Source organism: Curvibacter sp. EU05-FHT14A10 (assembly GCF_058791075.1).
The window spans coordinates 29,917-50,262 of record NZ_JBYTDE010000007.1 but is presented as its reverse complement, the minus strand read 5'-3'; the positions used below and the strand labels follow the sequence as shown (position 1 = coordinate 50,262).

Sequence of the window (20,346 nt, the reverse complement as noted above, 5' to 3'; positions counted from 1 at the left end):
GATCTCGCACCGGCCCCTGGGAGATCGTGAACAGGCGCTCAGCCCCCCAACCGGGCCAGCGCCGCCACGCGCTCCACCTGGCGGGTGGAGACCAGGATGGCCCCCTCCGGGTTGCGCAACATCGCCTGCCCCAGGCGCTGTGCCACAGACAGGCCTGCCGCGCCAGGATCGGCCAGGTAGCCATAGGTGAGCTGCAGGGGGCGCCCCGCCGCCAGCACCGCATCGGCCTGGTGCTGCGACAGGCTGTCGCGCACCTGAACCACCGGGCACAAGACCCCATGGGTGGCCAACATGGCGGCGACGGCCGGCGCCTCGCCCGCCACGCCCCAGGCGCCGATCTGCCCTTGGGACTGCAGGCCTTGCAAGAACTTCAGCCATTCATCGCAGGCGATCTGGCCAGCCACCGGTTCGTGCAGCAACAGCAATTCGACCCGCTCACGGCGCAAGCGGCGCAGGCTGGCTTCAAAGCTGCGCCGGGCCCGCTGTACCGAGCCGTCGACCACGGCGCGGTTCAGCACGGGCAACACCTTGCCCAGCAACTTGCGGGCATACAGGTCGGGAACGGTGGCCCGGGCGCCGGCCGGCGCGTACAGGCCCACCTTGGTGGTCAGCGTGATGCGTCGCGCCAGCTCGCCAGGCAAGGCGCCCAGCGACGCCTCGGCCACGCCATTGCCGTACATCGGCGAGGTGTCGAAATGGCTGAAGCCCGCCTCGATGGCCGCCCGCAGCAAGGCCTGCCGGTCGGCTTCACGGGCCCGATGGTGCAGGCTGGCCGTTCCGAACACCAGGCGGCTGAGCCGCAGAGAGGTGCCGGGCAAGGTGATCTGGCGCATGGGTGCTGTCCTGTCTGAAACCGCCTGGGCGGAGAAGGTCGGTGAGGTCGCGGCAGGGGCTTGCTGCAGGTCGCCCAGGTGGCTGGCCAGGCGCAGGCCCAGGGCCACCGCCAGCAAGGTGGGATTGGCTTCGCCCGAGGTGGAGAACACGCTGCTGGAGGCGATGTACAGGTTGTCCACCCCGTGCACCCGGGCGTTGCCGTCCACCACGCCCTGGGCGGGATCGGCGCTCATGCGGGTAGACCCGATCTGGTGGAAGCCATCGGATGCCTGCTCGAACACATGGGCCGCACGCTCAGCCTCGGGGCGTTCGTAGGCCAGATGCCCCAGGCCGGCCGCCCGCAAATCCTGGTCGAGCAAGGCATGGGCGTGCAGCACGGAGTCGATGTCTTGCGGTTGGTAGCGGAAATCGATCTTGAGATCGCCCTGGTCGTTTTGCAACGTGACACGGCTGTCGGCATGGGGCACCTGCTCGGCGTGGTAATCCAGGGCGTAGGTACCGCCGGCGTTGCGCAACACAAACCCCGGCTTGCGCACCGCAGACAGGTAGCGGTGGCGCAGGATGTCGATCACGTCCAGGGCGGCCCGCCAGGGCCGGCGCGCGATGTTCAGGCCGTGGGCCAGCCAGCGGTAGGGCGGAGGACCGATGTGCTTGAGGCGCATGGCCTCGGCCACCAGACGGCGGCCGATGGGCGCGATTGCCAGCCCCATGAACACCGCCGACAGCGTGGGGTTGCGATGGCTCGCGTCGTAGAACGGCGGGTTGTCGATGTAGAACGAGGTGTTGAGCAGGCCGTGCTCGCGCTGGGTGGCGGCACTGGGGGTCAGGCGCCGGCGCACATAGGTGCCGCAGGCATCGCGGCTGAAGTCCAGCCAGCGCACATCTTGCGGCCGCGTCAGGACCAGGCGGGCAATGCTGCCCATGATGTGCCCCATGTAATACCGCCCGAGCGGCCCTTCGGGCCCGCCAAACAGCGCCGGCTGCTGGCGCTGCGCCTGCAGCAGCAGGCGGGTCACCCCCAGCGCCCCGCCCGCCAGCACAAAACGGCGGGCGCGCACGCAGAGGGCCTGCCCCTGGTGGCTGGCCCGAATGCTCTCGAGGTGCTCACCGCCGGGGCTGAAGCCCAGCGCCTCCACCCGGGCGTCGAACAGCAGGTCCAGACCGGGCACCGCGAGGGCCTGCTGGCCCAGGCTGCCGATCAGGCGCGGTTGATGGGACCAGCGCTCCAACTGGGTCAATTCGAAGCGGGACAGCTGCCGCACCGGGCCCTGGGCCTCGGGTGGCAAAGGGCGTCGAAACTCCGACGAGCCGCAATCCACACAACGCGCCGCGGCCTCGTACCAGGGCTGGACGTCCGCCCAGCTCAAAGGCCAGGCCACCCCGGGTACCTGGGCACGCGGTTCGAAGTCATGGGCCTCGAAGGGCACGCAGCGGCCGCCCCAAAGCCAGGTGGTGCCGGCCAGGCCGGTGTGGGTGGCCAGCGCCAGCGGGGCATGGTGCTGCGGCCGCACCAGGCTGGAGCCGCTCCAGTCGGGCGCCGACTGGGCAGGGTCCTGACGGCCGGCCTCAAGCACCAGCACACGCAGGCCGCGCGCCTGGGCAGCCAGGGCCAGCGACAGCCCCACAGGCCCGGCCCCCACCACACACAGGTCATAGGCATCGGCCTCACTCGGGGGCTGTTGCAGCATGCTCATGATCGCCCCGGGCTCAGTGACGGGTGTCGGGCTGACGCAGCACGAAGCGCTTGAGGCGCTGCATCTGCCACTCCCGCAGGTAGCGGCGGAATTCGGGGTTCTCGTAGCGCGGCAGGCCCTTCAGCGCGGACCAGAAGTAGCTGAAGATCATCAGCAGGCCACCGATCACCACCGGCTTCTCGCGCATGCGGTTCAGGCCGGCCGCGATCGCATACAGCGGGTGATAGCCCATGTACCAGTTGCCCCGGCCCCAGCGCAGGCGCCCTTCGTAGATGTGTTTGTCCGACGAGCCCATGATGCGGTGGTGCCACAGCCAGGCCTGGGGGTCGTAGAAGGACTCGGTCTCCCAGCCTTTCATCCAGGCCATGTGCACATCGATGCCATCCCAGGACAGGTGCTGCACAAACCCCCCGATGGCCTCGAAGGCCTCGCGGCGGTACAGCTTGAACTGGCCTGCCACCTGCTCGGCAATGTGACTTTCCTCGATGTAGCGGCCCTGCTCGAAACGAAACACCTTGCCCGACACCGCCGCCAGGCGTGGGTTGGCCTCAAGCCGCTGCAGCATGTGTTCGATGTAGTGCGGGCCAAAGGACATGTCGCCGTCCAGCTTCACGATGAAGGCGTAATCCAGATGCTGGATGTGCTCCATGCCAAAGTTGAAAGCCGCCACCACACCGCCGCCGAGCTTGCGAAAGCCCCGGTTCTGACGCGGCACCAGCCGGATGAAGGGATAGCGTTCGGCGTACTCGCGCACGATGTCGGGGGTTTCGTCGGAGGAGCCGTCGTCGACCAGGATCCACTCCACGGGGCGGCAGGTCTGGGCCACCATGGCATCCATGGTCAGGCGCAGGTACTGGGCCTCGTCACGCACCGGCGAGATGACCACCATCGGGACCACACGGGGGTTGAGGGCGGGGGGTGCCTCCACGGGCTCCAACTTGAAATCGGATGTCATCTCGGAATGCTTGAGTTGAGTGAGGCAGAGGTCAGACGCGGGCGGTCCATCGGCGCCCGAAGGCCTGTCGAGGTCGGGGCCACCCGACACGCTGACGGCCCTGCATTTTACAGTTTGCAACAATATGAGCCGCCAAAGTGACCGACCAGGAGAGGAAGCAAATCACGAAACCCGGGATCGGTGCCCCATGCACTGACAAAACTGATCCATCCTGTCCCTTGCCCCCCGCCATGCCCGTCAACCCAGAATCCACCACCGCGCTGCCGGCACTGCTGCAAGGCCGCCAGCAGATCGCCCGGCTGCAGGCCGCCCTGGCCCAGGCCGGCCTGAGCCTGCGCCCACCACCGCCCGAACCAAAGACCTGTTGCGGACGCGGCTGCAACGGCTGCGTATGGGAAGGTTTTTATGCCGCGCTGGCGTTCTGGCGCGAGGATGCCGAGGCCTTGCTGTCGGGCTCGGAAAACAGCTGAAGGATCAGGCCGCGCAGCCAGGCCAGACCCGGATCGGCTTCGAAGCGGGCGCTCCAGTGCAGTGCCACATCGAAGTCGCGCAGCGCAAACGCCGGCTCGACCACCGCATAGCCCCCCTGCCCGGCAAAGCCCAGCGCGATGCTGCGCGGCATCAACACGGCCAGATCGGTGGAGCGCACGATGGCTGGCAGCACCATGAAATGCTCGGTCGTCAGGCGCACCCGTGCCTCAAGCTTGAGCAATTGCAGGATGCGCAAGGGATTGGTGTGCGTGCGCACCGCGACAAACTCCAGTTGCTGCAACTCGTCCAGCAGGGCCTGCGGGCTGCGCTTGCGCCGCGTGAAAGGGTGGCCGGCACGCAGCAGCACGATGTAGCGATCGCTCAGCATGACGGCCTGGCGCGTGTCCTTCACGCTGGGCAGAAAGCCGAATGCCACGTCGATGCGGCCCTCGTCCAGGGCCTGGGCAATGGTGTCGGGGGGCAGCGGCCGGGTCTCGAGGCGGATGCCCGGGGCCCGCGCCTGCACTGCCGCCATCAGCTCGGGCAGAAAGCGCGCCTCACCGATGTCGCTCATGTGGATGCGGAAGCTGCGCTGTGACTCGGCGGGGTCGAAGCGCTCGCTTTCATTGAGGGCGGCCTCCATCAGGCTCAAAGCCGCCTGCACCGCGCGCGCCAGGCGCTCGGCACGCGGCGTGGGCGCCACGCCGCCCGGGGCCCGCACAAACAGGGCATCCTTCAGCAGCAGGCGCAGGCGGGTCAGGCCCTGGCTGGCGGCGGGCTGGGTCAGCCCCAGGGCTTCGGCCGCCCGGCTCACGCTGCGAGCCCGGTAGATGGCATCGAACAGGCGCAGCAGGTTGAGGTCGATGTCGTGCAGCTTGAGCATGGGTAGGGCCTGCCTTTCATGCATTCAATGCATACCACTTAGTTGGCTCATTTTATTGATGGATATTGCCAGCCTGCCGATGATGGCGCCCATCAAGGAGACAGCACGGTGGAAGTTTCATTCAGCAAAGAGGTAGAGCAGTTGCGCCTGGGCGCCGGGGCCGAGTTCCATGGCGAGGGCATCCTGGCCATCACCAAGGGGCTGTTGCAGTCGGGGGTGGCCTACATCGGGGGCTACCAGGGCGCGCCGGTGTCGCACCTGCTGGACGTGATGGTGCAGGCCCGGCCCTACCTGGACGAACTGGGCGTGCACGTCGAGGCCTGCGCCAACGAGGCGTCGGCCGCCGCCATGCTGGGGGCCTCCATTCACTACCCGCTGCGCGGTGCGGTGACCTGGAAGTCGATCGTCGGCACCAACGTGGCCGCCGACGCGCTGTCCAATCTGGCCTCGCCCGGGGTGACCGGTGGCGTGCTGGTGGTGGTGGGCGAAGACTACGGCGAAGGTGCCAGCGTGATCCAGGAGCGCAGCCACGCCTTTGCCCTCAAATCGGGCCTGCTGCTGCTCGATCCGCGGCCCGAGCTGGGCCACATGGTGCACCTGGTCGAGCAGGCCTTCTGCCTGTCGGAAGCCTCGAACATGCCGGCCCTGATGGAGCTGCGCATCCGGGCCTGCCACGTCAAGGGCAGCTTCACGGCACGCGACAACCAGGCGCCACCGGTGTCGACCCGGGCCCTGATGAGCGACCCGGCCGGCTTCGACTACATGAAGCTGGCCCACCCACCCGTGACCTTCCGACACGAAAAGCTCAAGAACGAGGAGCGCGTGCCGGCGGCCCGCCGCTACATCGTCGAGCACGGCCTCAACGAGCGGCACGACGGCCTGCACGCCGACCTGGGCCTGATCGTGCAGGGCGGCCTGTACAACACGCTGATCCGCACCCTGCAGCAGTTCGGACTGGCCGACGCCCTGGGGCACAGCGAGCTCCCGCTGCTGGTCCTCAATGTGGTGAGCCCCCTGGTGCCCGAGCAGTTGATCGCCTTTTGCAGCGACAAGCGCGCCGTGCTGCTGTTCGAAGAAGGCCAACCCGAATACATCGAGCAGGAACTGGCCACCCTGCTGCGCCGCCACGGCGTGAGCACCCCGCTGCACGGCAAGGACTGGCTGCCCATGGCCGGCGAATACACCACCGAGGCCATGGCCACGGGCCTGCGCCCCTTTGTGGCGCGCTACCTGCCGCAGCACGATGCCGGCGAGGCCGAACGCTGGCTGGCCGACAACGCGGCGCGGCGAGCGGCCGTGGCCGCGCGCCTGCAGGCCCCGCTGCCCAACCGACCGCCGGGCTTTTGCATCGGCTGCCCGGAGCGACCGGTGTTCTCGGCCCTCAAGCTGGCCCAGCAGCAGACCGGCGCCGTGCATGTGGCGGCCGACATCGGTTGCCACGCATTTGCCACCTTCGAGCCGTTTTCGATGGGTCACTCGATCCTGGGCTATGGCATGAGCCTGGCCAGCCGGGCTGGCGTGTCGCCCCTGATGCAGCGCCGCTCGCTGGCCATCATGGGTGACGGCGGCTTCTGGCACAACGGCCTGCTCACCGGGGTGCAGAGCGCGCTGTTCAATGGGGACGACGCCGTGCTGCTGATCTTCAAGAACGGCTACACCTCGGCCACCGGCACGCAGGACATCATCTCCACCCCCGGCGAAACCGCCAAGGAGGCCGCCAGCGACAAGCAGCAGAGCCTGGTGCACACCGACCAGACCATCGAGAACACCTTGCGCGGCCTGGGCGTGAAGTGGCTGCGCAGCGTGCCCAGCTACGAGGTGTCGACCATGCGCGACACCTTGGTGGAGGCGCTGACCAGCCCCTTCGAAGGCCTGAAGGTGATCGTGGCCGAAGGCGAATGCCAGCTGGAACGCCAACGCCGCATCAAACCCTGGATCGCCAGCCTGCTGCAGCGCGGCCAACGGGTGCAGCGCGTGAAGTACGGGGTGGACGAAGACGTGTGCACCGGCGACCACGCCTGCATCCGCCTGTCGGGCTGCCCCACGCTCACCCTCAAGAACAACCCCGACCCGCTGAAAGTAGACCCCGTGGCCACGGTCATCGACGGCTGCGTGGGCTGCGGCCTGTGCGGTGCCAACGCCCATGCGGCCACGCTGTGCCCCTCGTTCTACCGCGCCGAGCTGGTGCGCAACCCGCGCTGGCACGAACGCCTGCTGCACCAGTGGCGCGGCCTGTTCACGCGCCGGCTGCAACGGGCCTGAGTGCCCCCCCTGCCCCCACTCCTTTCACCGACCGGATCCCGACATGCGACGACAAGAACCCATCACCCTGCTGATCTGCGCCCTGGGCGGCGAAGGTGGCGGCGTGCTGACCGAATGGCTGGTCGACACCGCCCGCCGCGCCGGCTACGCCGCGCAAAGCACCTCCATCCCCGGCGTGGCCCAACGCACCGGCGCCACCACCTATTACCTGGAGGTGTTTCCGGTGCCCCTGGCCCAGTTGGGCGGCCAACGCCCCATCTTCAGCCTGAACCCGCTGCCGGGCCGGCTGGACGGCCTGGTGTCGTCCGAGCTGCTGGAGACCTCACGCCAGATCGCCAACGGGCTGGTCAGTGCCGAACGCACCCTGGTGATCAGCGCCAGCGGCCGCACCCTGACCACGCTGGAGCGCATGCAGCCGGGCGACGGCCGCCGCGACAGCGACGAACTGCTGGCCCTGTTGCGCGAACACAGCCGGGCCCACCATGTGCTGGACATGTCGGGGCTGGCCCGCCAGTCGCGCACGGTGGTGAGCGCCGTGATGTTGGGCGCCCTGGCCGGCAGCGGCCTGCTGCCTTTTCAGCGAGCCGACTACGAGGCCACGGTGCGGGCCGGCGGTGGGCCCGCCGAGGCCAGCCTGCGGGGCTTTGCGCTGGCTTGCGACGAAGTGCAGCGGCAACGCCAACAGCAGGGCCTGCTCGACGCCTGGCTACCCAACGCCCCGGCCACGGACCCCCAGGCCGAGGCCGACGCCGAGGCGATCCGCCGCGCCGCGCCGCCTGCGCTGCAGGATTTCCCGACCGCGCTGCACCCCCTGCTGACGCTGGGCCACGCCCGGGTCTGCGACTACCAGAGCGCGGCCTACGGCGAGCGCTACCTGCAGCGCCTGCGGGGGCTGCTGGCCGCAGAACGCGCCGCCGATCCCCACGCCCGGCACAGCTTTGCCGTCACCCGGGAGGCCGCCCGCTGGCTCGCCTTGTGGATGGCGTTTGACGATCTGATTCGCGTCGCCGACCTGAAAAGCCGCGCCAGCCGATGGCAGCGCGTGCGCGCCGAGGTGCAGGCCGGCGAAGACGAGTTGCTCAAGGTGTACGAGCACTTCAAGCCCGGGGTACCCGAAATCGCCGGCCTGCTGCCGGCGCCGCTGGCGGCCCGCCTGCTGGCCTGGGACCGGCGCCGCGCCCAACCCTGGTCGCTGGCCCTCAAGCTGGGCACCCACACGGTCACCGGGCTGCTGGCCTTGCGCGTGATGGCAAAGCTCACGCCGCTGCGCGTGCACGGCAGCCGCTTTGCCTCCGAACAGGCGCTGATCGATCAATGGCTGCAGGGCATCCATGCCGGACTGCAACACAGCTGGGCCAACGGCCACGAGCTGGCGCAGTGCGGGCGCCTGATCAAAGGCTACGGCAGCACCCATGAACGTGGCCAGGAGAACCTGATGCACATCCTGCGCCACTTGATCACGGCGCCGGCCGCCACCCTCTCCGCAGCGCGACAGGCCGCCCTGAAAGACGAAGCCGGCCAGGCCCTGGACGCCACCCTGCAGGCCCACGGCGCACCGGCACGCCCACTGAAAGAGGTGCCCATCCGCTGGATGAGGCGGCCGCCGACCGCGGCCCGGCCCTGAGCCGACACAGGCCACCAGCCTCCCCCCGCGCTCATTGAACGAAAAACACAACACCACGGAGACAAAACAATGACCTCGACAAACCACCCCACGCGCAGCCCGGCCCGGGGCTCTGCCACCTCGCTCAGGCGCGCCAGCCTGCTCGCCTGGATGGTCGGCCTGAGCCTTGGCCTGGGCATGGCCCTGTCCTCACGCCCCGCCCTGGCGGCAGCCGGCGGCGATGCCGCGGGCTTTCCGAGCAAACCGGTGCGCCTGCTGGTGGGCTACCCACCCGGTGGCGTGGCCGACATCATGGCGCGTGCCATTGCGCCGATCATGGCCGAGGGCCTGAAGCAACCCGTGCTGGTGGACAACCGGGCCGGTGCCAACGGCAACATCGCGGCCGACGCCACGGCCAAGGCTGCGCCGGACGGCAGCACCCTGGCCCTGGTGACCACGGGCATCGAATCTGTCAACCCCTGGCTGTTTGGCAAAGTGCCCTTCGATGCGCAGAAAGACCTGCAGCCCGTGGGTGCCACCGGACGCGTGCTGCTGTTCCTGACCACCCGCGCCAGCCTGGCGCCCGACAATGTGAAAGACTTCGTGAGCCTCGCCAAGAACAGCCAGCCGCGCCTGTCCTTTGGCTCGGCCGGGGCCGGCAGCACGCCACATCTGGTGGGCGAGTTGCTCAAGCAGAGTGCGGGCTTCGAGGCGGTGCACGTGCCCTACCGTGGCGCGGCACCGGCTTTGCAGGATCTGCTGGCCAGCCAACTGGATTTCTTCATGGACCCCGGTATTTCGTTTGCCAATGTGCGCGCGGGCAAGCTGAAGATGCTGGCCGTGGCCAGCGCCCGGCGCTCGCCCCTGTTCCCCAACGTGCCCACGCTGGAAGAGTCGGGCATCAAGGGGGTGGACTACGACACCTGGTTCGGCCTGTACGCACCGGCCGGCACGCCGCCCGAGGTGGTGGCCCGCCTGAACCAGGAGTTGAACAAGGCCTTGTCCCAAGCCTCGGTGCAGGAGCGCTTTCGCGAACTGGGCGGCGAGGCCACGCCTGGCACACCCGCGGATTTCAAGGCCACGGCGCAGCGGGAGATGAAGGTGTTTCCGGGCTTGATCAAGGGGCTGGGGATCAAGGCTGAATGAAATGGCCCCCACGCTCCCTCACTTCGTGTGGTCGCTGCCCCCCAAGGGGGCCCAGCCCGCCTTGGGGCGGCCCGGCGGCGGGCTGATGTAGCCCCCACGGTCGCGCACTTCGTGTCACTCCAAGCCCCCCAGGGGGGCCCAGCCCGCCTTGGGGCGGCCCGGCGGCGGGCTGACGGCTTCGTTGCTGGCCTGTCGGCTTCGCAAGAAGGATCGAAGACAGCCCCTCCAAGCGCACCCTTCTGATCACCCCCAATCCTTCTCACGGGAGCCCAGCCCACCTTGGGGCGGCCCGGCGGCGGGCTGACGGCTTCGTTGATGGCTCGCTGAATTCAGAAGGGGGCTGAAGGCCCTCTCACTTAGCGTCACTCCCACGTGCGGCCGCGAGGGGCGGACGCACTTCACGCGTCCCAGCTCCCGTTGGAGCGCGTCGGCTGCATGCCCGGGGACCGCTGGCAGGCCTGAATCTGGTGTTCTGACCACGTTGCAGTTCAGGGTCTGACAGGGATGCGGGGGTCGGGTCAGGGTTATGCATTGGCGGCATGGGCTCAGCCAGACTTGGCATTTCTCTTGCATGACGCTTACAACAACAATACCGCCCACCGCGCCACAGAAGCCGCACGTGCTCTCTGAGGGGTCACGGGCGTGATTGGGCGCTGGGCTGGGGTTTTCCTGGGTCCGGGGCGGGCGCGGGTGGCAGAACATTGGCATTGCAAACGGCAGGGCGACGCGCGCCACACATGCTGAAAGCCAGGCATCAGGGACTTGTTTTCTTTTCAAGGTTTTTCACATGAGCGCTCTCAAGTCTTTGTCTCTCAGCCATCGGCTCAGCCTGGGTTTCGGCAGTGTGCTGGCCTTGCTGCTGCTGGTGGTGGCGGTGGACCAATGGTCAGCCAGGGATCTGCACGGAAGGCTGCAGCGCATCACCAGCACCAACGCCGAAAAAACCCGCCTGATGAACAACATGCTGCAGGACGTGGACTCGCTGGGCCTGAGGGGCCGCTCAGCGGTGATGCTGTCTGAAAGCGATACCAAACGCTCGACCGAGCAGGCCGACAAGCTCAAGGCCACACAAGACCAATACCTCAAGCAGCAGACCGAACTGGCCGCCCTGGCCCAGGCCAATGGGGCCCAAGCCGACGAGTTGAAGCTGCTGGACGACATCAAGGCCATCGCCGAAGCGACGCTGCCCGAGCTTCAGCAGTCGGTGAAGACGGCGCTGGAGGGCGACAACGTGGGTGCCTCGATCGCCATGATGAACCGGGTGGAACCCAGCGAGGTCAAGTGGCGGGCCCGCTTGAGCGATCTGATCGAGTACCAGAACCGCCTGAACCAGGCCGAGGCCCAAGGGGCCGAAGACAGCATGGCCCGGGCCCAGATCACCGCCGGCTTGCTGGTGTTGATCTCGATCACGGTCGGCGTGCTGGTGGCCTGGCGCATCACCCAGAGCGTGACGGCGCCGATCGGGCGGGCCGTGGTGGTGGCCGAACGCATTGCCGCGGGCGACCTGACCTCTCAAGTGGAGGTGCGCATCCACGACGAAACCGGCCGCCTGTTGGAGGCCATTGCCGCCATGCAGCAGCGCCTGCGTGAGCTGGTGGGCGAAATCGGCGGCACTGCCGAATCGATCAAGGACGCCAGCGCCGAAGTGGCCGCCGGCAACCTGGACCTGAGCCAGCGCACCGAAGAGGCGTCGCACAACCTGCAGACGGCGGCCCACACACTGACCGACCTGACCCAGATGGTGGGCCACAGCACGGCCTCGGCCCGCGAGGTGAACCGCCTGGCGGCCACCGCCTCGACCCACGCGATCAGCGGCGGGCAGATGGTGTCCGAGGTGGTGCAGACCATGGAAGGGATCAGCGTGAGCTCCCGCAAGATCGCCGACATTGTGGGCGTGATTGACGGCATCGCCTTCCAGACCAACATCCTGGCCCTGAACGCGGCGGTGGAAGCCGCACGCGCCGGCGAACAGGGGCGCGGCTTTGCCGTGGTGGCCAGCGAGGTGCGGCGCCTGGCCGGCCACGCCACCAGTTCGTCCAAGGAGATCAAGGGCCTAATCACCGACAGCGTAGAGCGCGTGGCCGTGGGCGAAGACCTGGTGCGCCGTGCCGGCGAGACGATCAACGAGCTGGTGAGCTCAGTACAAAACGTGTCCTCGATCATGTCCGAGGTGGCGGCCGCAGCCGATGAGCAGAGTGGCCGCATCGCCGACATCAGCTCGACCGTGGGCAAGCTCGATGAGGTGACCCAGCAAAACGCGGCACTGGTCGAGGAAAGCGCGGCGGCAGCCGACAGCCTGCGCGATCAGGCCCACCGACTCACGGACATCGTGCACACCTTCCGCCTCAGCCGCGACACGCCGATCGCCGCGCCAACACCGGCCGCGGCCAACCGGCCGGCCCCCACCCCGGCCCTGGCGCGTGCCCCGCAGCCGCTGCGGCTGGGCTGATCAGGCCGAGGCCGCTTTCTGGCCCACCTCGAAGTTCGACAGCCGCTCCAGGGCCTTCACCATGCCCGAGTGGTCCCAGGCCGCACCGCCCTGCGCCACACAGGCGCTGAACAATTGTTGAGCCTGTGCCGTGGCGGGCAGGGCCAGCCCGAGGGCGCGGGCGCTGTCCAGTGCCAGGCGCAGGTCCTTCTGGTGCAGGGCAATGCGAAAACCCGGTTCGAAGCTGCGGCGGATCATGCGCTCGCCATGAACCTCCAGAATGCGCGAGGCGGCAAAGCCGCCCATCAAGGCCTGGCGCACCTTGGCCGGGTCGGCGCCAGCACGTGAAGCAAACAACAGGGCCTCGGCCACGGCCTCGATGTTGAGCGCCACCACGATCTGATTGGCCACCTTGGTGGTCTGCCCGGCACCATTGGGCCCCACCAGCGTGATGTTCTGCCCCAGCAGCTCGAACAGCGGCTGAGCCCTGGCAAAGGCGGCTTCGGGCCCGCCCACCATGATCGACAAGCTGCCCTTTTGCGCGCCCACTTCGCCGCCGGACACCGGGGCGTCGAGGTACTGGCAGCCGAGCTGCTCGATGCGCCGGGCAAAGTCCTGCGTGGGCAGAGGGGCAATCGAGCTCATGTCGATCACCAGCTTGCCTGGGCTCAGGCCCAGGGCCAACCCGTCGTCGCCAAACAGCACCTGCTCGACATCGGGGGTGTCGGGCAGCATGGTGAAGACGATGTCGGCCCGCTCGGCCACGCCGCGTGCGCTGAGGCATTGGGTGGCCGGGGTGTCGGCCAGCGCCGCCGGCACCTTGCCGCGGGTGTGCACAAACAGCTGATGGCCGCCACGGATCAGGTTGAGGCACATGGGCGTGCCCATGATGCCCAGGCCGATGAAGCCGAGTTGAAGCGGTTTTTGAGTCATGAGAGGTCTCCGTTGTCAGGTCAGGGATGAAAGCGCTCGGTTCAGGCCATGGCGCGGCGCCAGCCCAGGCCGGCCAGGGTGTCGGCGGCGGGCTTGTATTCGCAGCCGATCCAGCCGGCATAGCCCAGGTGGTCGATGTGACGCAGCAACCAGGGGTAGTTGATCTCGCCCGTGCCAGGCTCATGCCGACCCGGGTTGTCGGCCAACTGGATGTGGCCGATGCGTGGCAGGGCCCGCTGCAGCGTGGCGGCCAACTCGCCCTCCACACGCTGGGCGTGGTAGATGTCGTATTGCACAAAGGCGTTGTCGGCCCGCACCTCGTCGAGCAGGGCCAAGGCCTGATCGGTGCGGGTGAGGTAGAAGCCCGGGATGTCGAAGGGATTGATGGGCTCGATCAGCAGGCGCAGGCCCGCCTGGCGCAGGGCGCCGGCCGCAAAACGCAGGTTGCTCACCAGGGTCTGGCGCAGCAGCGGTTCGGCCACGCCGGCCGGTGCCTTGCCAGCCAGGCAGTTGAGTTGGCGCACCCCCAGCGCCTGGGCATAGGCCAGGGCCTGAGCGACCCCGGCGCGGAATTCGGCCACCCGGGTCGGGTCGCAGGCGATGCCACGCTCGCCGGCCTCCCAGTCGCCCGCAGGCAGGTTGTGCAGCACCAGTTGCAGGCGGTGCTGGTCCAGACGTGAACGGATCTCGCCGGCCTCGTAGGCGTAGGGGAACAGAAATTCGACGGCCTCGAAGCCTGCTTGCGCAGCGGCTTCAAAGCGGTCCAGGAAAGGCCGTTCCGTGAACAGCATGGTGAGGTTGGCGGCAAAGCGAGGCATGTGTTTGGTTCTCTCTTGGGTCAGGGCAGGAGGGGCTGCGGGGCGGACGGGCATCAATCCAGCATGGCGATGGCGGTGGGCGCGTCGGCCGCGCTGGCCGCCAGGTCTTCGAACTCGTTGATCTGGTCGATCTCGGTGCCCATGGCGATGTTGGTCACGCGCTCCAGCAGCAGCTCGATCACCACGGGGGTGCGGTGCTCGGCCATCCAGGCATCGGCCTGTTGCACCGCTGGCGCGAACTCTTCGGGCCGGTGCACACGGATGGCTTTGCAGCCCAGGCCCTCGACCACCTTGACGTGGTCCACGCCATAGCTGCGCGCGGGCTCGTCAGCGTCGGTGTTGAGGTTGTCGAAGGCCAGTTGCACGCAGTAATCCATCGAGAAGCTGCGCTGCGCCTGGCGGATCAGTCCGAGGTAGCTGTTGTTGACCAGCACATGGATGTAGGGCAACTTGAACTGCGCGCCCACCGCCAGCTCTTCGAGCATGAACTGGAAGTCATAGTCGCCCGACAGGGCCACGATCCGGCGGGCCGGGTCGGCCACGCGCACCCCCAGCGCGGCCGGCAGGGTCCATCCCAGCGGGCCGGCCTGGCCGCAGTTGATCCAGTGGCGCGGGTGGTAGATGTGCAGGAACTGCGCCGCCGCGATCTGCGACAGGCCGATGGTGGACACATAGCAGGCGTCGCGACCGAAGGCATTGTTCATGCATTGGTAGACGCGCTGCGGCTTCATGGGCACCTGGTCGAAGTGGGTCTTGCGCAGGTAGTCGACGCTCTGCTTGCGCCCCTGGCACTCGGCCACCCAGGCCAGGCGCGGCGACAGGCGGCCTTCGGATCGCCATTCGCGGGCCACCTCGACCATCAGGGCCAGCGCGGCGCCCGCGTCGGACACGATGCCATAGTCGGGCGCAAACACGCGGCCGATCTGGGTCGGCTCGATGTCGATGTGCACAAACTTGCGGCCTCGGGTGTAGACCTCGACCGAGCCGGTGTGGCGGTTCGCCCAGCGGTTGCCGATGCCCAGCACGAAGTCGCTGGCCAGCAGGTTGGCGTTGCCGTAGCGGTGGCTGGTCTGCAGACCACACATGCCCACCATCAGCGGGTGGTCGTCGGGGATGCTGCCCCAACCCATCAGGGTGGGGATCACGGGCAGTTGCAGCAGCTCGGCCAACTCGACCAGCAGGCCGCAGGCATCGGCGTTGATGATGCCGCCACCGGCCACCAGCAAGGGCCGCTCGGCCTGGCTCAGCAGGTGCAGGGCATGCTCCACCTGGGCCCGGGTGGCCTGCGGCTTCCAGGCCGGCAAGGGGGCGTAGGTGGCGGGGTCGAAATCGATCTCGGCCAACTGCACATCGATGGGCAGGTCGATCAGCACCGGCCCCGGGCGGCCCGAGCGCATCAGGTGAAATGCCTGTTGGAACACCCCGGGTACCTGGGCCGGCTCCATCACGGTGGTGGCCCATTTGGTCACGGGGCGGGCGATGGCACTGATGTCGACAGCCTGAAAATCCTCCTTGTGCAGGCGTGCGCGCGGAGCCTGCCCGGTGATGCACAGGATGGGGATGGAATCGGCACTGGCCGAGTACAGGCCGGTGACCATGTCGGTGCCGGCCGGGCCGCTGGTGCCGATGCACACGCCGATGTTGCCGGCCACGGCCCGGGTGTAGCCCTCGGCCATGTGCGAGGCCGCCTCGACGTGGCGCGCCAGGATGTGGCCGATGCCGCCGTGCGCCTTGAGCGCTGCATACAGCGGGTTGATGGCAGCGCCGGGCACGCCGAACGCCACACTCACGCCTTCTTTCTCGAGGATGCAGACTGCCGCCTCGATTGCCTTCATTCTTGCCATGTCATCTCCTTGGGTGAACCCACTGGGGGTGGCCGAAATTTAGGCGGCGCAGGCTTGAGTCGGAACGCCCGGGCAGACCATAAAATTTATTCGCTGGTGGAATGACTGTCGGATCGACGGCAGCGGACACTGGCACCCCGCACGAGCGCAAGGAGAACCCGATGGACCGTTTCGACGCCATGAACCTGTTTGTCCGGGTGGTGGAATCCGGCAGCTTCACCAAGGTGGCGAAAGAGTTCGCCACCACCCAGCCCACCGTCACCAAGCAGGTGGCGGCCCTGGAGGCCCAGCTCAAGGTGCGCCTGCTCAACCGCAACACCCGCGGGGTCAGCCTGACCGAACCCGGTGCGCTGTACTACGAACGTTGCAAGGCCATCCTGGGCCAGGTGAGCGAGGCCGAAGAGGTGGTCCAGGTGCGCCAGACCCAGGTGAACGGTCTGCTGCGCGTGGGCAGTTCGGTGGCTTTCGGCAGACGGGTGGTGGTGCCCCTGGTGCTGGAATTCATGGCCCGGCACCCGCAGGTGAAGGTGGACCTGAGCTTTGACGACCGCTACACCGACCTGGTAGCCCAGGGCATCGACGTGGCGATCCGCCTGGGCAAGCTGGCCGACTCGGGCCTGGGTGCACGCAGCCTGGGGCAGAACCCCTGGGCCTTGGTGGCCTCGCCCACCTACCTGCGGCGGCACGGCACACCGCGCAAGCCCAGCGAGCTGCGTGGGCATGACGCCTTGATCTACAGCAGCGTGCAGGGGGACGACTTCTGGCGTCTGCGCACGCCAGCGGGCGAGTTGGTGAACGTGCCGGTGAGCGGGCGCATGCGCTCCAACAACCTGTCGGCCCTGCTGGCCGCTGCACGCGCCCACCTGGGCGTCGCCGCCCTGCCCCGCTATGTGGCCGCCGAATCGCTGGCCAGTGGCCGGGTGCTGGAGGTGCTCAAGACCTGCCAGTTGCCCGAGCAGGAGATCCACGCCGTGTTCCCCTCGCCCCGCCTGCTGCCGCAAAAGGTGTCGTCCTTCGTGGCCTTCATGCAGGGGCGGTTTGAGGCGCGCTGGTGGGAGCAGCTGAAATGACCCTGCCGGGCCAGCGCCTCAATCGAGGATCAGAAGCGCCCGGAAATCGTTCACATTGGTGTGGGTGGGGCCGGTGATGACCAGATCGCCCAGGGCCTCGAAGTAACCATAGGCGTCGTTGCGGTCCAGAAACTGCTCCACTTTCAGGCCCTGGGCCTGGGCCCGTGCCAGCGTGTCGGGGCCCACGCAGGCACCGGCGTTGTCTTCAACACCGTCGATGCCATCGGTATCCGCCGCCAAGGCCCAGACCCGTGGCTGGCCCTGCAGGGCCTGGGCCAGGCCCAGGCAGAACTCACCCGCACGGCCGCCGCGCCCGCGCGGGCTGCCAGCGGGCTGCGGGCGGATTGTCACCGTGGTCTCACCGCCCGACAGGATGACGCAGGGGCGTGCAAAAGGCTGGCCATGCTGGGCCACCGAGCGTGCCAGCGCGGCGTGCACCTTGCCCACCTCGCGCGATTCGCCCTCGATTTCGTCGGACAGCACATAGGCCGCGATGCCCGCGGCACGGGCCACCTCGGCGGCGGCCTCCAGCGACTGGCGCGGGGTGGCAATCAACTGAACCTCGTGCCCTGCGAACACGGCATCGCCGGGCTTGGGGGTTTCAAGTGCACCGGCCTGCAACTGCTGGTGCACCGCCGCGGGCACCGAAATGCCGTAGCGGGCCAGAATGGCCAGTGCCTCGGCGCAGTGGCTGGCATCCGGCACGGTGGGGCCGCTGGCAATCACCGAAGGGTCATCGCCAGGCACATCGCTGATGGTGAGCGTGAGCACCCGCGCCGGCGAACAGGCCGCCGCCAGGCGCCCCCCCTTGATGCGCGACAGGTGCTTGCGCACGCAGTTCATCTCGCCAATGCTGGCGCCGCTGTGGAGCAATTCGCGGTTGATGCGCTGCTTGTCCTCCAGGCTCAGCCCTTCGGCGGGCAGGGTCAGCAGGGCGGAGCCGCCACCCGAGATCAGGCACAGCACCAGGTCGTCCTCGGTCAGGCCTTCGGTCAGTTGCAGGATGCGTTGGGCCGCGGCCAGGCCGGCCGCGTCGGGCACGGGGTGCGAGGCCTCGACCACTTCGATGCGCTCGGGCAGGCCGGCCGGTCGCGGCGGGATGTGGTGGTAGCGCGTGACCACCAGGCCCGACAGCGGCGCATCGGCCGGCCACAAGGCCTCGACCGCCTGGGCCATCGAGGCCCCGGCCTTGCCCGCCCCCAGCACCAGGGTGCGCCCCTTGGGCGGCTGGGGCAGGTGGCGCGCCAGACCTTGCAGGGGCTGCGCCCGCCAGACGGCCTGCGCATACAGGTGCTGCAAAAAAGCCTGCGGATCAGCGCTGGGGCTGGGGCAGACAGCGCCCTGCAGATCGAGGGCGACGCGATGTTGGGGGGCTTGGGGTGTGGTCATGGCCCGATTGTGCCAAGCCTCGTGCAGCGGCTTGGCCCCTGGTCGGGTCAAAACTGCTTTACCTCGCGTCATGCACCGGTCACAGGCCCGGTTCAGAATCCCCCGTCTTCGTCCATCCCCAGGAGTGCTCTTGAACCGATCCTCATGCGAAGCCCAGGCAGTGGCCCGCGCAGCGACGCCGGAACACGGCCTGACCCTGGCACCTGGGCGCCTGGCCACCCTGATGGAACAGCAGGCACTGCACTGTGTATTTCAACCGATTGCCGACCTGCGCAGCGGCTCGATCTTTGGCCATGAGGCCCTGATCCGTGGCCCGGCCGGCACCGAATGGGAGCGCCCGGACGTGCTGCTGGCCCTGGCCCAGCAGGAGGACCTGCTGTTCGAATTCGAGGTGTTCTGCGTCCACACGGCCCTGGTGCAATGGGGACAGGCGGGCGAACCCGGGCGCTTGTTCGTCAACATCAGTGCCGACGCGCTGGTCGAGGCCATGCAACTGGAGGAGACCGAATCGCTGATCGGGGCTGCACGGCGCTGTGGGGTATCCCCCCGCATGTTGGTGATGGAGATCACCGAACACGAGCGGGTCGGAGACATGGCGCAATTGCATGCCGCGGTGCAACACCTGCACGCGGCTGGCATCACCCTGGCGCTGGACGATTTTGGCGACGGACGCTCGAGCCTGCGCCTGTGGTCAGAGGTGAAGCCGGCCTACGTGAAGATCGACAAATACTTCACCCGGGCCCTGGACCAGCGCACCGAATGCCTGCAGGTGGTCAATGCCTTGAAGGGGATTTCAGAAGTGTTTGGCTCGGTGCTGATCGCCGAAGGCATCGAGACCACCGATGACCTGCGCGTGCTGCGCGATCTGGGCATTGCTTACGGCCAGGGTTACCTGCTGGGCCGCCCCGCCCGCGAGGTGGCGCAGCAGGTGATCGACGCCGCGCTGACCGTGATGCACGACCGCCGCGTATCCGTGCTGCCGCAATTGCAGCAGACCGCGCGCCCCGGGGTGTTGCGCCACCTGCCCGTGATCCAGGCGCCGGCCGTGGCCATGAGCTGCACCAACAATGAGCTGGCCGAGGTGTTCAAGGCCCGGCCCGAACTGCACGCGCTGGCCGTGGTGGACGGCGAACGGCCGGTGGGCCTCATCAACCGCCAGCAGTTCATGAACCACTACGCCACCCTGTACTTTCGGGAGGTGCATGGGCGCAAGCCTTGCCTGGCCTATGCCAACCATTCACCGCGGGTGGTGGAGCTGGACTACGACGTGGACGAACTGGTGGGCATTCTGACCTCGCAGGACCAGCGTTACCTGAACGACGGCTTCATCGTCACCGACAACGGCCGCTATGTGGGCCTGGGAACGGGCGACCAGTTGGTCCGCTCCGTGACCGAGGCCCGGATCGAAGCCGCGCGCCACGCCAACCCCCTGACCTTTCTGCCCGGCAACATCCCCATCAGCATGCACATCGACCGGCTGCTGGCCAGCGGCAGCGAGTTCGTGGCCTGCTATGCCGACCTGAACCATTTCAAGCCCTTCAACGATCAATATGGCTACTGGCGTGGCGACGAGATGATCCGCCTGGTGGCCCGGCTGTGCGTGAGCCACTGCGATGCCCGGCGCGATTTTGTAGGCCATGTGGGCGGCGATGACTTCATGATCCTGTTCCAGAGCAACAACTGGCAGCAGCGCTGCGAGGCCATCATCCAGGAGTTTGCGCGCGAGGCATTGGCCTTGTTTGACGACATCGCACGGCAGGCCGGCGGCATTGAAGCCGAAGACCGGCACGGCGTGAAGCGCTTCTTTCCGTGCACCACGCTGTCGATCGGGGCGGTGCGGGTGCTGCGCGGTCAGTACGAATCCGCCGAACAGGTGGCCAACGAAGCGGCGCTGGCCAAGCACGATGCCAAGCAGAGCCAAAGCGGCCTGCATGTGCGCGGCCCCCAGTTGCCGCCACCGTTGCTGTCGGCACCCTTGCTGCCCTTGGGCGTGCAACAGGCGGCCTGAGCGTCCGC

Annotated in this window: 14 protein-coding genes; 7 read left to right on the top strand and 7 right to left on the bottom strand. The window is 68.0% G+C overall.

Annotation, left to right across the window (positions count from 1 at the left end):
• Window positions 1–38 precede the first annotated feature (38 nt).
• A complete protein-coding gene (locus tag AC3WUT_RS14835; protein WP_492347851.1) occupies window positions 39–2,528 on the bottom strand; it encodes an aldo/keto reductase in 2,490 nt (829 codons plus the stop codon).
• A gap of 13 nt (window positions 2,529–2,541) precedes the next feature.
• Entirely contained in the window at window positions 2,542–3,483 is a 942-nt protein-coding gene (locus AC3WUT_RS14830; protein WP_492347850.1) for a glycosyltransferase family 2 protein, read from the bottom strand.
• A 230-nt stretch (window positions 3,484–3,713) separates the two neighbouring features.
• Here AC3WUT_RS14830 and AC3WUT_RS14825 point away from each other — a divergent pair, with 230 nt between their 5' ends.
• A complete protein-coding gene (locus AC3WUT_RS14825) occupies window positions 3,714–3,953 on the top strand; it encodes an oxidoreductase-like domain-containing protein (protein ID WP_492347849.1) in 240 nt (79 codons plus the stop codon).
• Here the strand turns inward: AC3WUT_RS14825 and AC3WUT_RS14820 are convergent.
• Window positions 3,887–4,837 carry a LysR family transcriptional regulator gene (locus AC3WUT_RS14820; protein ID WP_492347848.1) on the bottom strand — a complete coding sequence of 317 codons (951 nt, stop codon included), beginning with the start codon at window positions 4,835–4,837 and terminating at the stop codon, window positions 3,887–3,889. The two genes, AC3WUT_RS14825 and AC3WUT_RS14820, sit on opposite strands and share 67 nt — an antisense overlap.
• A gap of 108 nt (window positions 4,838–4,945) precedes the next feature.
• On the opposite strand from AC3WUT_RS14820, the gene AC3WUT_RS14815 reads away from it, so the two are divergent.
• The 4 genes from AC3WUT_RS14815 (at window position 4,946) to AC3WUT_RS14800 (ending at window position 12,297) form a co-directional block, all read left to right on the top strand.
• Window positions 4,946–7,099: a thiamine pyrophosphate-dependent enzyme gene (locus AC3WUT_RS14815; protein WP_492347847.1), complete on the top strand. Its 2,154-nt coding sequence runs from the start codon at window positions 4,946–4,948 to the stop codon at window positions 7,097–7,099.
• A 43-nt stretch (window positions 7,100–7,142) separates the two neighbouring features.
• Window positions 7,143–8,723 (top strand): indolepyruvate oxidoreductase subunit beta family protein, encoded by a 1,581-nt coding sequence (locus AC3WUT_RS14810; protein WP_492347846.1) that lies wholly within the window; start codon window positions 7,143–7,145, stop codon window positions 8,721–8,723.
• 69 nt (window positions 8,724–8,792) lie between these two features.
• Complete coding sequence (locus AC3WUT_RS14805) at window positions 8,793–9,848, top strand: Bug family tripartite tricarboxylate transporter substrate binding protein (RefSeq protein WP_492347845.1); 1,056 nt, start codon at window positions 8,793–8,795, stop codon at window positions 9,846–9,848.
• A 787-nt stretch (window positions 9,849–10,635) separates the two neighbouring features.
• A complete protein-coding gene (locus AC3WUT_RS14800; RefSeq protein ID WP_492347844.1) occupies window positions 10,636–12,297 on the top strand; it encodes a methyl-accepting chemotaxis protein in 1,662 nt (553 codons plus the stop codon).
• Here the strand turns inward: AC3WUT_RS14800 and AC3WUT_RS14795 are convergent, their stop codons facing one another.
• From AC3WUT_RS14795 to gcl, 3 genes are read right to left on the bottom strand one after another with little or no spacing between them, the layout of a single operon-like run.
• Window positions 12,298–13,209: a 2-hydroxy-3-oxopropionate reductase gene (locus tag AC3WUT_RS14795; RefSeq protein ID WP_492347843.1), complete on the bottom strand. Its 912-nt coding sequence runs from the start codon at window positions 13,207–13,209 to the stop codon at window positions 12,298–12,300.
• A 41-nt stretch (window positions 13,210–13,250) separates the two neighbouring features.
• Window positions 13,251–14,027 carry a hydroxypyruvate isomerase gene (gene hyi / locus AC3WUT_RS14790; RefSeq protein ID WP_492347842.1) on the bottom strand — a complete coding sequence of 259 codons (777 nt, stop codon included), beginning with the start codon at window positions 14,025–14,027 and terminating at the stop codon, window positions 13,251–13,253.
• 53 nt (window positions 14,028–14,080) lie between these two features.
• Window positions 14,081–15,871, bottom strand: a complete 1,791-nt coding sequence (gene gcl / locus AC3WUT_RS14785; protein ID WP_492347841.1) for a glyoxylate carboligase — start codon at window positions 15,869–15,871, stop codon at window positions 14,081–14,083.
• 161 nt (window positions 15,872–16,032) lie between these two features.
• Between gcl and AC3WUT_RS14780 the strand changes: the two genes are divergently transcribed.
• On the top strand, window positions 16,033–16,941 hold the full coding sequence (locus tag AC3WUT_RS14780) for a LysR family transcriptional regulator (RefSeq protein WP_492347840.1): 909 nt from the start codon (window positions 16,033–16,035) through the stop codon (window positions 16,939–16,941).
• Window positions 16,942–16,959: 18 nt separating this feature from the next.
• Here the strand turns inward: AC3WUT_RS14780 and AC3WUT_RS14775 are convergent, their stop codons facing one another.
• Entirely contained in the window at window positions 16,960–18,330 is a 1,371-nt protein-coding gene (locus AC3WUT_RS14775; protein ID WP_492347839.1) for a glycerate kinase type-2 family protein, read from the bottom strand.
• Between the two features lie 223 nt (window positions 18,331–18,553).
• Here AC3WUT_RS14775 and AC3WUT_RS14770 point away from each other — a divergent pair, with 223 nt between their 5' ends.
• Entirely contained in the window at window positions 18,554–20,338 is a 1,785-nt protein-coding gene (locus AC3WUT_RS14770; RefSeq protein WP_492348122.1) for a GGDEF domain-containing protein, read from the top strand.
• The last annotated feature ends 8 nt before the right edge of the window (window positions 20,339–20,346 follow it).